Origin of the sequence: Streptomyces sp. NPDC002773 (assembly GCF_040295605.1) — a bacterium.
GTDB lineage: Bacteria > Actinomycetota > Actinomycetes > Streptomycetales > Streptomycetaceae > Streptomyces.
Genome location: NZ_JBEOVO010000017.1, coordinates 14748 through 28573, shown reverse-complemented (window position 1 = coordinate 28573; position 13826 = coordinate 14748). Strand labels below are relative to the sequence as shown.

General features: G+C 73.3%; 11 protein-coding genes. 8 read left to right on the top strand and 3 right to left on the bottom strand.

Features of this window, described 5'->3' with window-relative positions; translation table 11 throughout:
• Positions 1-135: 135 nt before the first annotated feature.
• Entirely contained in the window at positions 136-2157 is a 2022-nt protein-coding gene (locus ABT034_RS21070) for a HelD family protein (RefSeq protein ID WP_351217332.1), read from the bottom strand.
• 316 nt (positions 2158-2473) lie between these two features.
• Here ABT034_RS21070 and ABT034_RS21065 point away from each other — a divergent pair, with 316 nt between their 5' ends.
• Positions 2474-2662: a hypothetical protein gene (locus ABT034_RS21065; protein WP_351217330.1), complete on the top strand. Its 189-nt coding sequence runs from the start codon at positions 2474-2476 to the stop codon at positions 2660-2662.
• A gap of 49 nt (positions 2663-2711) precedes the next feature.
• Entirely contained in the window at positions 2712-3092 is a 381-nt protein-coding gene (locus tag ABT034_RS21060; protein WP_351217328.1) for a hypothetical protein, read from the top strand.
• Positions 3093-3101: 9 nt separating this feature from the next.
• Here ABT034_RS21060 and ABT034_RS21055 read toward each other — a convergent pair whose 3' ends face one another.
• Positions 3102-4742 carry a DNA repair helicase XPB gene (locus tag ABT034_RS21055; protein ID WP_351217326.1) on the bottom strand — a complete coding sequence of 547 codons (1641 nt, stop codon included), beginning with the start codon at positions 4740-4742 and terminating at the stop codon, positions 3102-3104.
• A gap of 129 nt (positions 4743-4871) precedes the next feature.
• On the opposite strand from ABT034_RS21055, the gene ABT034_RS21050 reads away from it, so the two are divergent.
• Both ABT034_RS21050 and ABT034_RS21045 read left to right on the top strand, forming a co-directional pair.
• Positions 4872-5297, top strand: a complete 426-nt coding sequence (locus ABT034_RS21050) for a Uma2 family endonuclease (protein WP_351217324.1) — start codon at positions 4872-4874, stop codon at positions 5295-5297.
• A 70-nt stretch (positions 5298-5367) separates the two neighbouring features.
• Positions 5368-5748, top strand: a complete 381-nt coding sequence (locus tag ABT034_RS21045; protein WP_351217322.1) for a hypothetical protein — start codon at positions 5368-5370, stop codon at positions 5746-5748.
• A gap of 28 nt (positions 5749-5776) precedes the next feature.
• Here the strand turns inward: ABT034_RS21045 and ABT034_RS21040 are convergent, their stop codons facing one another.
• On the bottom strand, positions 5777-8317 hold the full coding sequence (locus ABT034_RS21040) for a helicase-associated domain-containing protein (protein WP_351217321.1): 2541 nt from the start codon (positions 8315-8317) through the stop codon (positions 5777-5779).
• A 72-nt stretch (positions 8318-8389) separates the two neighbouring features.
• On the opposite strand from ABT034_RS21040, the gene ABT034_RS21035 reads away from it, so the two are divergent.
• The 4 genes from ABT034_RS21035 to ABT034_RS21020 all read left to right on the top strand — a co-directional run bounded on the left by ABT034_RS21035 (position 8390) and on the right by ABT034_RS21020 (position 13783).
• The gene (locus ABT034_RS21035; protein WP_351217319.1) at positions 8390-9283 is read left to right on the top strand and encodes a hypothetical protein; all 894 of its coding nucleotides are present in this window, start codon (positions 8390-8392) and stop codon (positions 9281-9283) included.
• 675 nt (positions 9284-9958) lie between these two features.
• Complete coding sequence (gene aroA / locus ABT034_RS21030; RefSeq protein ID WP_351217317.1) at positions 9959-11194, top strand: 3-phosphoshikimate 1-carboxyvinyltransferase; 1236 nt, start codon at positions 9959-9961, stop codon at positions 11192-11194.
• A gap of 34 nt (positions 11195-11228) precedes the next feature.
• Positions 11229-12479, top strand: a complete 1251-nt coding sequence (gene dxr / locus ABT034_RS21025; protein ID WP_351217315.1) for a 1-deoxy-D-xylulose-5-phosphate reductoisomerase — start codon at positions 11229-11231, stop codon at positions 12477-12479.
• Positions 12476-13783 (top strand): M50 family metallopeptidase, encoded by a 1308-nt coding sequence (locus ABT034_RS21020; RefSeq protein WP_351217313.1) that lies wholly within the window; start codon positions 12476-12478, stop codon positions 13781-13783. The genes dxr and ABT034_RS21020 overlap by 4 nt, the downstream gene beginning before the upstream one ends.
• Positions 13784-13826 lie beyond the last annotated feature (43 nt).

Genomic DNA, 13826 nt, shown 5'->3' with positions numbered 1-13826 from the left:
TCCCGTTCGGTGTTCCATGACATGACTGGCACTCAGCAGCGTTGCTCAGCAGGGGTGCTCAGCAGCAACTATCACCTAAGACCGGGCCCCCCGGGGAAACTCATCGGTCGCCCGCCATTTTTTTCCGCCGTCCGGTCATCCTTGCGCCAACTGCTCCGGAACCGGCGCCGAGTGAATGATCGTCAGGCCCGACACGGCTCGGGTCAGGGCCACGTACAGGCGGCGCAGGCCCGTGCGTTCGTCGGGTTCGCCGTCGACGACCGCCGCCGGTTCGTCGAGGACCACGTAGTCGTACTCCAGGCCCTTCGCGAGCGAGGCCGGTACCAGGGTCAGCCGGGACTCGGCGGTCGTCTCCTCGCCGGGGGAGAGGTACGCGAGACCGGCGGCCGCCAGCGCCTCCGCCAGCGGGGCGATCCGCGCGTCCGCCGCGATCAGGCCGACGGAACCCTCGTGGGTCAGCGCCTCGACACAGGCCGCGACGACGTCCGCGTCCAGCGTGTCCGTCGGGCGTACGGCGAGCGACCCCGGGTTCTCCCGTACGGACTCCACCGCCGCGAGCCCCGGCGACATGTGCGGAAGCAGCCGCGAGGCGTACGCGATCACCTCACGCGGCACACGGAAACCCGCCGTCAGCTCCTCCACCACCGCCTCCGGCTTCCCCAGGTGCCCGAGCGCCTCCGCCCAACTCGTCGTCGCCCACGGCGTCGTCCCCTGCGCGAGGTCCCCGAGGATCGTCGCCGAGCCGGTCGTGCAGCGCCGGCCCACCGCCCGGTACTGCATCGGGGACAGGTCCTGCGCCTCGTCGAGGACCACGTGCCCGAGCGAGTGCGTCCGCTCCACCAGGTCCCGCGCCTCGTCGATGAGGACCGCGTCCGCCGCCGACCACTTCACCGTCTTCACGCTCCGCGCGGGCTTCGCCCACAGGATCAGCTTCTGCTCGTCCTCGGTGAGCAGCCCCTCCGCGTGCTCCGCCAGGAACTCCGGGTCGCTCAGCAGCCGGAGCACCAGCTTCGCGGGCTCCACCAGCGGCCAGCACTCCTTCACGACCGCCTTCACCGCCGCGTTCCGCGCGACCGCGTTCTGCACCCGGTCGTCGGGCGCCTCACCCGCCTGCTCCATCCGGACGAGGACCGCGTGGGCGATGCGCTGGGGCAGCGCGTCACGAGCCGCCCCGTACCGCATGTCACGGCCCATCAACTCCCGCACGATCTCGTCCAGTTCATGCACGGGCACCCGCCAGCGGCGCGACCCCCGCACCACCATCAGGGGCTCCTTCGGCAGCGCCACGTGCGAGCGCACCGCCCGCCGCAGCACCTCCGCCATCCGGGCGTCGCCCTTTACGACCGCCGTCGCCGCCTCGTCCGTCCCCCGCACGTCGACGTACGCGACGAGATCGTCCACCGTCGCCTGGCTGACCTCCAACTCGCCAAGCGCGGGCAGCACTTGCTCGATGTAGTGGAGGAAGGACCGGTTCGGCCCGATGACCAGGGTGCCGGTGCGGGCGAGCCGCTCCCGGTGCGCGTAGAGGAGGTACGCCACGCGGTGCAGACCCACGGCCGTCTTTCCGGTACCGGGGCCTCCCTGCACGCACACCGTCCCCGCCAGGCCGGAGCGGACGATCCCGTCCTGCTCCGGCTGGATCGTGGCGACGATGTCCCGCATCGGACCGACGCGGGGCCGCTCGATCTCCGCCTGGAGCAGCCGGCTGGTCGTCTCCAGCTCCGTCGGGTCGGAGAGGTGCTCGTCCTCGTACGCGGTGAGCTCGCCGCCCGTGTACCCGAAGCGGCGGCGGAGCCCGACGTCCTGCGGGTCCTTCTTCGACGCCTGGTAGTACGGCTGCGACACCGGCGCACGCCAGTCGATCACCATCGGGTCGCCGTCGGCGTCATGGACGTGCCGCCGCCCGATGTAGAAGCGTTGCCCCTCCTGCGTGGTGTGCAGGTAGTCGAGCCGCCCGAAGAACAGGGGGGTGTGGGAGAGGTCGGCGAGCGCCTTGATGCGGTCCTCGATCTGCCGACCGAGCACGACCGAGTTGACCCAGTTCGCCGTGACGTTCGTGATGTCGAGCGCCTCGACGTCCTCGCGCATCGCGCGCAGGGCGGCGCGGGAGGAGGTCAGATGGGCGCGCTCACGGCCGAGCGGATCGGACTCGGGCACGGAATCGGGCGCGGAACCCGGCGCGGAATCGGACACGGGCACGGGTACGGGCGCAGACGCGGACACGGTGAAGCCTCCGAGCAGGTGGATACGCGGACACGACGAGGTGGCCGCCGGTTTCCGGCCGGGCGGCGGCTCTCCACGGGGGAGGCGGGGAAGCTGGCGAGTGTAACTCCTGGGCGGGGGTGGGGGCGAACGGATTCAAACCTTCTCCACCCCGTAGGGGACGGGGTCCGCCTCACGTCGGACCCGGGCCCGCCCCCGGTTCACCCCCCAGAGCGATGTGTTCGGAATGTCCGGATTCCATCATGGATGCATGACCGCGACGACGTTCACCCACGTGCCCTCGATCCCCCGCCCCCGCGTCCGCCCCCTCGGCACCGCCCTCCGCGCGATCCGCGCCTTCGGCGGCGCGGCGGCCGGAGTCGTCCTCCTCGGCGACTACGGCCCGCCCGAGGCCGGCGTCAGGAACCCGCGCCCTGAGTACGCCGCCGGCCCCGACTGAGTACGAGAACGCCTGCCGGCGCCGCCGTCGCACCTGATGGGATCAGCCCATGACGACGACGCCCTCCCCGGACCGGAACCCGGACGCGACCCCGACCCCGACCCTGGACGAGACCGCCCCGGAAGCGCCCACCCCCGCCCCGGAAGCGACCGCCCCGACCGCCCCCGCCCCCTACACCTTCGGCCTCCGCGTCGCCGCGGCCTTCGGGCTGCTCTTCCTCGTCGCCTGCCTGGTGCTCACCGCCATTTTCACCCTCGGTGACGCCATCGACGGCGACGGCGTGGGCGGCGTCTTCATCACGGCCGGCTTCTGGTCCCTGGCCCTCGGGGCCGCCGCGGGCGTGGCGGCCCTCGTGGTACCCCGCCGCGCCCTCGTCACCGCCCAGTACTGCCTGGGGCTCGCAGGCCCGCTCCTCGCCCTGATGGACTGACAGACCGGGTCACGGCGCCAGCAGCTCGTCCGCGTCGACGATCCGGTACGCGTACCCCTGCTCCGCCAGGAACCGCTGGCGGTGCGCCGCGAAGTCCTGGTCGATGGTGTCCCGGGCGACCACCGAGTAGAAGTGCGCCTGGTGCCCGTCGGCCTTCGGCCGCAGCACCCGGCCGAGGCGCTGCGCCTCCTCCTGGCGCGAGCCGAAGGTGCCCGACACCTGGATGGCGACGGTCGCCTCCGGCAGGTCGATGGAGAAGTTCGCGACCTTCGACACCACGAGCACGCTGATCTCGCCGGTGCGGAACGCGTCGAAGAGCTTCTCCCGCTGCGCGTTCGACGTCTCGCCCTTGATGACCGGCGCGTCCAGGTGCTCGCCGAGCTCGTCGAGCTGGTCGATGTACTGCCCGATGACGAGGATCTGCTGCCCCTCGAACTTCTTCACCAGGGCTTCCGTCACCTTCCGCTTCGTCGCCGTCGTCGCGCAGAAGCGGTACTTCTCCTCGGCCTCGGCGGTCGCGTACGCGAGCCGCTCCGAGTCGGTCAGGTTCACCCGGACCTCGACGCAGTCGGCGGGCGCGATGTACCCCTGCGCCTCGATCTCCTTCCACGGCGCGTCGAACCGCTTGGGCCCGATCAGCGAGAACACGTCGGACTCCCGCCCGTCCTCCCGTACCAGGGTCGCCGTCAGTCCGAGCCGCCGGCGGGCCTGCAGATCGGCCGTGAACTTGAAGACGGGGGCGGGCAGCAGATGCACCTCGTCGTACACGATGAGGCCCCAGTCCCGGGAGTCGAACAGCTCCAGGTGCGGGTAGATGCCCTTCCGCTTGGTCGTGAGGACCTGGTACGTGGCGATGGTGACCGGCCGGATCTCCTTCCTCGTACCGCTGTACTCGCCGATCTCGTCCTCGGTCAGCGACGTCCGCTTCACCAGCTCGCTCTTCCACTGCCGGGCGGAGACGGTGTTCGTCACGAGGATCAGCGTCGTCGCCTTCGCCTGCGCCATCGCGCCCGCCCCGACGAGCGTCTTGCCGGCGCCGCAGGGCAGCACGACCACCCCGGAGCCGCCGTGCCAGAACCCCTCGACGGCCTGCTTCTGGTACGGGCGCAGCGCCCAGCCGTCCTCGGCGAGGTCGATCCGGTGCGCCTCGCCGTCGACGTACCCGGCGAGGTCCTCGGCGGGCCAGCCCAGCTTCAGGAGCGTCTGCTTGATCTGCCCGCGCTCGGAGGGGTGCACGGCGACGGTGTCGGCGTCGATCCGCTCCCCGACCAGCGGCTGCACCTTCCGCGACCGCAGGATCTCCTCCAGGACCGGCCGGTCGGTGCTGGTGAGGACGAGGCCGTGGGTGGGGTGCTTGGACAGGGTGAGGCGCCCGTACCGGTCCATGGTCTCGGCGATGTCGACGAGCAGCGCGTGCGGCACGGGGTAGCGCGAGTACTCGACGAGCGCGTCGACGACCTGCTCGGCGTCGTGCCCGGCGGCCCGCGCGTTCCACAGGCCGAGCGGCGTCAGCCGGTACGTGTGGATGTGCTCCGGCGCCCGCTCCAGCTCCGCGAAGGGCGCGATGGCCCGCCGACAGGCGTCGGCCAGCTCGTGGTCGACCTCCAGGAGCAGGGTCTTGTCACTCTGGACGATGAGCGGTCCACTCACGTGATCAGGTCCTTCCGACACCGTGCCGTTCCCGTAACGGCCAATCCTCCAGTGTGCCTGACTCGCGGCAGTTGTCGGTGGGGGCTGCCACACTGAAGGCGTCGGTTTCCGCGCGAGGCGTCGTCGCGGTTGTGGGGTCTGCTCGACTCCGCCGTCCAGGCCGCGGGCGTTTCGGCCGAAGTCCTCGAGGCTGTCCACGTGGTCCTGCCCGACGGCCTCTTCATCCCCGACATCGTCGTGGTCGAGGCGGCGGCCGCCGCGGAGAACCCGGTGACGTGCGACGCCGAGGCCGTGCTGCTCGTCGTCGAGATCGTCTCCCCGTCGTCCTCGGGCCGCCGTACGGACCGACTGCTCAAGCCCCCGTACTACGCGGAGGCCAACATCGAGCACCTGTGGCGGCTCGAGCTGGAGCCGGTGCCGACGTTGATCGTCTCCGAACTGCGGGACGGCCGCTATGTGGAGCGGCTCGTCGCCGAAGCGGGGCGTGAGACGGCGGTCGAGTCGCCGTTCCCGCTGAAGCTCGACCCCGGGACCCTGGTGGCGCCGCGCCGCTGAGTACGCGGTGCGCCACGAATGAGTACGTGCGCGGTGGGGGCTGCCGGGGGCGGCGCGGTGGGATGGGGCCATGACCCACCGTGTCGCACAGTCCACCGCCACCGCACCCGTGCGTGGAGCGGCCGCCGCACCCGCGCCCGGCGATGACGACCCCCGCTGGTGGGTGTTCCCGCTCGCGGCGACCGTGCTCGCGCCGCTCCTGTCGTTCTGGGTGGCGGGCGGGGCCGAACTGTTCTCCGCGCTTCCCGTCTTCCTGGTCGGCGGTTTCGTCGTGCCCTTCGCGTTCGTCGTGCCCGCCTGGTGCCTCGCACGCACCCAGCGGCGGCGTCAGGCGCGCGTCAGCCTCGCCGTCCTGGCCTGCGGTCTCGCGGTGGTGTATCCGGCGCTGATCGACGCCATCGGCTGGATGGTCTTCTTCGTCCTGCTCCTGACGGGCAACGTGCACGTCTGACCGCGCCCGCCCCGGCCCCCCGCCCCCGTCACACCTGGTCGTCCGCCAACTCTGCCACGCCCGTGATGCGGTGCAGCGGGTACGTACGGACCTCGTCGGCCGTGTGGTCGTAGCCCGTCACGAAGCCGCCCTCCACGCGGACCGGGGCGATGACCCGCTGGCTCGCCGCGCCGTCCGCGTTGACGTAGCCGATCCACACGGCCGAGCCGGTCATCGCCGCGGCCTGCACGGTGGCGAGGGTCTCCGCGGCGGACGTGCGGGGGAGGGCGCCCGCCGCCGTCGACGCGGCCGCCGGTTCCTTCCGTACCGCCGTCGCCGCCCGGTCGCCCGCCCGGATCGCCCGTACCGCCGCGCCGAGCAGCGTCGTGTCGGGCGCGGGCGGCCCGTCGGGCACCGGCACCGGAGCCGTACGCGCGGGCGTGCGGTACGCGTCGGCGCGGGTGATCAGGACGTCGCCCTCCGCCGACTCGGCGGCCGGCGCGTACCCCATCGACCGCAGCCCGTCGAGCAGCGACGCCGGGTCCGTCTGCGCGGCGAGCACCGTCGGCGCGAGCCGGCGAAGCCCGAGCGAGGCGGAACGGCGGTCGGCCAGGATCTCGCCGAGCACGGTGTCGTCGTCGCAGCGCAGGTACGCGGACGCCGCCCCCACCTTCAGATGCCCGTGCCGTCTCGCCACGTCGTCGACGAGGTACGCGAGGGGCTGCGGCACCGGCGTACGGGAGTGCGCCTTCAGGAAGTCGTGCAGGTCGGACGCCGTCTGCCCGGCGTCGAGCGCACGCCGTACGGACCCGGGCGTGAACCGGTAGACCGTGGCGCCACCCTTCGACTCCACGTCCGCGAGGACCGCGAGCGCGTCCGCGAGCGGGCGCCGCAGCGGCCCCGGCGCGACGGCCGTCAGATCGGCCTGGAGGAGGACGTGGTCGACGGCCTCGGGCAGCAGCGGCGCGAGCAGCGTCGCCGCCCGGTCGGCCGCCACCGACAGCTCGACGCCGCCACCCGGCGCCGTGGCCGCCGCGGCCTCCGCGAGCGGCAGGTTGAGCAGCGCCCGCGCGGGACCCGACAGGGCGCCACGGCCCGTGAGCCCGAGGAGCTCCGCCTCCGCGAGCGTCCAGCGGGCGAGCCGCGACCGCAGGTCGGTGGCGGCCCCGGCCCCCTCCGAGGCGATCTGCGCGGCCCCCCGTAGCGGCCGCTCCCAGCGGAGCCGCGCGAACAGCGTCTCCGGATCGGCCGCGCCCCCCGGCGCGAGCGTCGCGAGGAGCGCGAGGACCCGGTGCCGGACCTCCGGCGCGGGCGCCCGGTCCAGATCCGGGCCGAGCGCCGCGAGCGTACGGCCCTTCGCGTCCTGCCCACCGACCAGACCCGCCGTGCGGGTCGCCGACAGCCACGGCGTCACCAGCAGCGCCCACCGCTCGGCGGCCGGCAGGTCCAGCCAGTGGTCGTAGGCGGGCGTCGGCGCGTACCGCTCGTCCGCCTCCCCGTCCGAGGCGAGCAGCCCCGCCCCGTGGCAGAGCTCCAGCCAGAACGCGGCCGTCTCCTCCGTCACGTCGAGCGCCGCCGCCGTCCGCTTCAGGTCCCGCACCGCGAGACCGCCCGCGCGCAGCACCGGCGGGCCGCCCCGGTCCCAGGACTTCAGCAGCTCCTCGACCGTCGCGAGCGCCACGTGCGCCTGCCCGGCCGCCGCACTGTCCACCACCTGTGGACGGTACTCGCGCAGCACCCCGAGCTCCGGCGGCACCGGCTCCGGCGCCCGGTGCGCCCGCCCGCCCCGCAGATGCAGCGCCACCTCACGCGGCAGCACCATCGTCCGCGCCGACACGGGGAGCAGCATGCCCCGGTCGCGGAGCCAGCGCACCGGCGGCGCCGGGTTCGCCGTCACCTCGCCGTACGGCGGCCCCCACACCAGCCGGTCCAGGACAGCCAACGCCTCCGGAGCGGCCGTGTCGAGCAGCGCGCCCATCCGCTCCCGGTCGGTGAAGAGACCCGTGAGCGCCGCCACCGCCGACACCGGATCGTGCGTCGCCGGCAGCCCGGCCGCCGCGATGATCTCCTGCACCCGGCCCGGCGACATCCCCGACGTGGCCTCGGCGACCGTCGGCCCGAGGCCGGTCGGCGACGGGTGCTGCGCCGACGGCGCGAGCAGCTCCCGCGCGGTCCGCACGAGCCGCAGCCGGTCGTCCTCGCCCCACACGAGCGCCTGCTCGCGCAGCAGCGCCACCGCGCCCGGCAGCGCCGCCTCGATCTCCGGATCGCCCTCGTCGCCGGTGAGCAGCGCCAGGAGTACGGGGTACGGGGCCGGGTCCGGGCCGACGGCGAGCGCTTCCGCCGTCTGGAGGGCGAACCGGTCGAGCCGCTCCAGGGCACGCACCACCGAACCCCGCGTACCGGCGCGCGTCGCCAGCTGCGTCAGGTCGTTCGGCACGGGACTCAGCAGGTCCGGCCGGGCCCGCAGCAGCGCGGCGAGCCCCTCGTCGCCCCGTGCGCGCAGCGCCTCCGCGAGTGTGCGGGGCGCCGCGGCGGCGCCAGTTACCTCGGGCACGTGCGCCTCCCGGTCGAGCTCACCGATCCCCATCCGCACCACGTTAGCCGCTGTTCAGGCGCTAACGTCGGGCCGTACCGGGCGAACCGGCCGTGGAGGGGCACCGTGGGGATCGAGAGCGACCAGTTGGTCTACGACTATCTGAGCCGGGTCGGCGATCTGGCACAACAACGCCAGCTGCCGGCCGGCGACCGGATGCGGCTGGTGTCGACACTCCGGAACGAGATCGACCGGCGGCGCGCCACGCACGGCGAGGAGAGCCCGTCGGCGGTACGGGGCATCCTCGGCGCGCTGGGCACGCCGGACGAGGTGGTGGAGCGGGTGGGCGGCGGAGACGACGGCCCGGGCGCGCCGCAGCCCGTGCCGCCGCCCCGCAAGGCGGAACCCGATGAGGAGCCCGCCCCCGCCCCCGTCACCGCATCGGCGGAGCCGGACTGGTGGCGGACCGACGCCATGGAGGACCTCGGGAGCTTCACGGGCTTCGTGGGAGGGGTCGAACGCCCGGACCTGTTCGAGCCGCCGCCGGAGGAGGTGGAGGGGGAGGGGGAGCCGGAGCCGGAGCCGGAGCATGTACGGGGGAAGCGCCGCGGCCTGGCGAGAGTCCTGAGCAGGCGCCGCCGCAGGCGGGAAAGCCCCGAGGCGGACGCGGTGCCGGTGGCCGCCCCCGCGAACCCGTTCGTCCTCCTGGCCGCGCTGCTGCTGCTCGGCGGGGCGGTCTTCGGTTCGCTGGTGGCGCTGGCCGGCGGCTGGCTCCTCGTGTACGCCTCCCGCCGGCTGACCCCGGGTGAGGTCAAGACTGCGGTCCTGGTGATCCCGGGCCTGGCGGCGGCGTCGGGCGTGGTGTGGCTGTGGGGCAGGGTGGAGGGCCGCTGGGGTGCGGCGGTGTCGCCGGGAGGGGAGGCGATGGGTGCGGCGATCTCGGAAACGTGGCCGTGGACCCTCCGAGCCGCAGCAGTAACCTCAGCCCTCTACCTCCTCTGGCGCACCCGCCGCCACTGACCCCCCCCTCGCTGTGGGCATCCGCCCCACCAAGGCGCCGCCCACCCCGTCGCGGGCAACCGCCCCAACGAGGCGCCGCCCACCCCGTCGCGGGCAACCGCCCCACCGAGGCGTCGCCCACCCGCCCCGCCGAGGCGCCGCCCACCCGCCCGCGGGCACAACGGCCGCTGCACCCCCGCCCCGCCCACCCCGTTGTGGGCAATCGTTCCGCTGGGGCGGAACGGGTGGGCACAACGGAACGGCGCCCCTTGCCGGGCCTAGGCTTCCGCGCCTGTACCCGCACCCGGTGCGCGCCGCACTGCTTGGTGCGGGTCCGGGCACAAGGGGCGGAGGCGCCGCCGAGGGCGCCGTCCCGTGTGCCCACCCGTCCCGCCCCTGCGGGACGATTGCCCACACGGGGGAGGTGGGCGGCGGGCATGGGCGGTCGCCCGTCCCGCCCTGCGGGACGATTGCCCACACGGGGGAGGTGGGCGGCGGGCGTGGGCGGTTGCCCACACGGGGGAGGTGGGCGGCGGGCATGGGCGGTCGCCCACACGGCGGTGGGCGGCGGAGGCGCGGGGTCGCGTAGGCCCGGCCCCGCCGAGGCCCGCCCCCCCACAGGCCCGCCCCCGCCCCGCCCCGTCCAAGTGGCGGACCACCCCCCCAGCCCCCCGCCCCCCACGGCACCATGACCCCGTGACCGTCATCGACATCCCCGGCTCCAAGTCCGTCACCGCCCGCGCGCTCTTCCTCGCCGCCGCCGCGGAGGGCACCACCACCCTCCTCCGGCCGCTCGTCTCCGACGACACCGAGGGCTTCGCCGAGGGCCTCTCCGCCCTCGGTTACACCGTCCGCCGCGAGAGCGACGCCTGGCACATCGAGGGCCGCCCCACCGGCCCGGGGGCCACCGACGCCGACGTGTACTGCCGCGACGGCGCCACCACCGCCCGCTTCCTGCCCACCCTCGCCGCCACCGGCCACGGCACGTACCGCTTCGACGCCTCCGCCCAGATGCGAGTACGACCCCTTGCCCCCCTGGCGACCGCCTTGCGCACCCTCGGTGTCGATCTGCGGCATGGGGAGAAGGAGGGGCATCACCCGCTCGCCGTCCGCGCCGCCGGCGTGAAGGGCGGCGCGCTCACCCTCGACGCCGGGCAGTCCTCCCAGTACCTGACGGCGCTGCTCATGCTGGGCCCGCTCACCGCCGAGGGCCTCGACATCACCGTCACCGACCTCGTCTCGGAGCCGTACGTCGAGATCACCCTCGCGATGATGCGGAGCTTCGGCGCCGAGGTCCGCCAGGACGGCCGCACCTACCGGGTCGCCCCCACCGGCTACCGGGCCCGTACGTACGGCATCGAGCCCGACGCCTCCACCGCCAGCTACTTCTTCGCCGCCGCCGCCCTCGAACCGGGCCGCTCCGTCACCGTCCCCGGCCTCGGCACCGGTGCCCTCCAAGGCGACCTCGGCTTCGTCGACGTGCTGCGCCGCATGGGCGCCGACGTCGAGATCACCGACGCCGGTACGACCGTCCGCTCCACCGGCACCCTGCGCGGCCTCACGGTCAACATGCGCGACATCTCCGACACCATGCCGACCCTCGCCGCGATCGCCCCCTTCGCCGAAGGCCCCGTCCGCGTCGAGGACGTCGCCAACACCCGCGTCAAGGAGTGCGACCGCCTCGACGCCTGCGCCGAGAACCTCCGCCGCCTCGGCATCACCGTCACCACCGGCCCCGACTGGATCGAGATCCAGCCCGGCACCCCCACCGGGCCCGTCGAGATCGCCACCCACGGCGACCACCGGATCGTCATGTCCTTCGCGGTCACCGCCCTGCGCACCCCCGGCATCACCTTCGACGACCCGGGCTGCGTGCGGAAGACGTTCCCCGATTTCCACCAGGTCTTCGACAGGTACGTCCACACCGTGTGAAGTCCCCTCGGCGTTTGCGGCAAGAATGGGGGGCATGAGCGACCGCCCCTCTCCTCTCGCCGATCCCCATATCGCCTTCGACGTGTCCGAAGGACGCCGGGACATCGTCGTCCTCGGCTCGACCGGGTCCATCGGTACCCAGGCCATCGACCTGGTGCTGCGCAATCCCGACCGCTTCCGGGTCACCGCCCTGGCCGCCTCGGGCGGCCGGGTCGCGCTGCTCGCCGAGCAGGCGCACCGGCTGAAGGTCGCCGCGGTCGCCGTCGCCCGCGAGGAGGTGCTCCCGGAGCTGCGTGACGCCCTGAAGGCGCTGTACGGCTCCGAGCCGCTCCCCGAGCTCCTGGCGGGCCCCGACGCCGCCACCCAGCTCGCCGCCTCGCCCTGCCACACCGTCCTCAACGGCATCACCGGCTCCATCGGCCTCGCGCCGACCCTCGCCGCCCTCGAAGCCGGCCGCACCCTCGCCCTCGCCAACAAGGAGTCGCTGATCGTCGGCGGCCCCCTGGTGAAGGCGCTCGCCAAGCCCGGCCAGATCATCCCGGTCGACTCCGAGCACGCGGCCCTGTTCCAGGCGCTCGCCGCGGGCACCCGCGCCGACGTCCGCAAACTGGTCGTCACCGCCTCCGGCGGCCCCTTCCGCGGCCGTACCCGCGAGCAGTTGGCCGACGTCACCCGCGAGGACGCGCTCGCCCACCCCACCTGGGCCATGGGCCCGGTGATCACGGTGAACAGCGCGACCCTGGTGAACAAGGGCCTGGAGGTCATCGAGGCCCACCTCCTCTACGACATCCCCTTCGACCGCATCGAGGTCGTCGTCCACCCCCAGTCGTACGTCCACTCGATGGTCGAGTTCACGGACGGCTCCACGCTCGCCCAGGCCACCCCGCCCGACATGGGCGGCCCCATCGCGATCGGCATCGGCTGGCCCGAGCGGGTCCCGGACGCGGCTCCCTCCTTCGACTGGACCAAGGCCTCCACCTGGGAGTTCTTCCCGCTCGACACCGAGGCGTTCCCGTCCGTCGGGCTCGCCCGGCACGTCGGCGAGCTGGGCGGCACCGCCCCCGCCGTCTTCAACGCGGCGAACGAGGAGTGCGTCGAGGCGTTCCTCGCGGGACGGCTGCCGTTCAACGGAATCATGGATACGGTCACAGCGGTCGTCGCGGAGCACGGCGTTCCCGGTACGGGAACCTCCCTCACCGTGCCGGACGTCCTCGAAGCGGAGACCTGGGCGCGCGCCCGGGCCCGAGAGCTCGCAGCGAAGGCAACAGCGGAGGCCCGCGCATGACCGAAATGCTCCTGTACGCCCTGGGTATCGTGCTGTTCGCCCTGGGCCTCCTCGTCTCCATCGCCTGGCACGAACTCGGCCACCTCTCCACGGCCAAGCTCTTCGGTATCCGCGTACCGCAGTACATGGTCGGCTTCGGTCCCACGATCTGGTCGAAGAAGCGCGGCGAGACCGAGTACGGCATCAAGGCCATCCCGGCCGGCGGCTACATCCGCATGATCGGCATGTTCCCGCCCGGCGACGACGGCCGCATCGAGGCCCGTTCCACCTCGCCCTGGCGCTCCATGATCGAAGATGCCCGCGAGGCCTCGTACGAGGAGCTCAAGCCCGGCGACGAGACCCGGCTCTTCTACACGCGCAAGCCGTGGAAGCGCGTGATCGTGATGTTCGCGGGACCGTTCATGAACCTGGTCCTGGCCCTCGGGCTGTTCTTCGGCTCGATGATGACGCTGGGCGTCGCGGGCCAGACGACCGAGGTCGCCGGCGTCCAGAAGTGCGTCATCAAGCAGAGCGAGAAGCGCGAGAAGTGCGCGCCGGGCGACCCCGTCTCCCCGGCGTTCCAGGCCGGACTGAAGGACGGCGACAAGATCGTCGCCTTCAACGGCACCCCCGTCGGCGACTGGGACACCCTCTCCGACCGGATCCGGGACACCATCGGCACCGCGACGGTCACCGTCGAGCGGGACGGACAGCGCGTCGACCTGCACCCCACGCTCGTCTCCAACAAGGTCCCGAAGAAGGACGAGGACGGCGAGGTCGTCCAGCCCGTGACCTACATCGACGCCGGCTACCTCGGCTTCGCCTCCAAGTCCGAGGTCGCGCCCCTCACCTTCGGCGAGACCACCGACCGGATGTCCGACCGCCTGGAGAGCAGCGTCCACTCGGTCATCGCCCTCCCGGGCAAGATTCCCGGCCTCTGGGACGCCACCTTCGGCGACGGCAAGCGCGCCGACGACTCCCCGGTGGGCGTGGTCGGCGCCGCCCGGATCACCGGCGAACTCATGAACATCGAGGCGCCGCCGACGACGATCCTCGTGATGTTCATGGACCTGCTGGTCATGTTCAACGTCTCGCTGTTCCTGTTCAACATGCTCCCGCTGCTGCCGCTCGACGGCGGCCACATCGCGGGCGCCCTGTGGGAGTCCGTACGCCGCCACACGGCCCGGATCTTCAGGCGCCCCGACCCCGGCCCGTTCGACGTGGCCAAGCTGATGCCCGCCGCCTACGTGGTGGCCGGCGTCTTCGTCTGCTTCACCCTGCTCGTGCTCGCCGCCGACATCGTCAACCCGGTGAAGATCACGTGACTCCCAGGGGGGCCGCACCCGGTGGTGTCCGGCCCCCCGCCCC

Excerpts from the sequence above, each read along its gene's own strand:
- ABT034_RS21045 (WP_351217322.1), top strand. The coding sequence starts at position 5,368 with ATGACCCACCGTGTCGCACAGTCCACCGCCACCGCACCCGTGCGTGGA.
- ABT034_RS21020 (WP_351217313.1), top strand. The coding sequence starts at position 12,476 with ATGACCGAAATGCTCCTGTACGCCCTGGGTATCGTGCTGTTCGCCCTG.
- ABT034_RS21060 (WP_351217328.1), top strand. The coding sequence starts at position 2,712 with ATGACGACGACGCCCTCCCCGGACCGGAACCCGGACGCGACCCCGACC.
- ABT034_RS21040 (WP_351217321.1), bottom strand. The coding sequence starts at position 8,317 with ATGGGGATCGGTGAGCTCGACCGGGAGGCGCACGTGCCCGAGGTAACT.
- dxr (WP_351217315.1), top strand. The coding sequence starts at position 11,229 with ATGAGCGACCGCCCCTCTCCTCTCGCCGATCCCCATATCGCCTTCGAC.
- ABT034_RS21065 (WP_351217330.1), top strand. The coding sequence starts at position 2,474 with ATGACCGCGACGACGTTCACCCACGTGCCCTCGATCCCCCGCCCCCGC.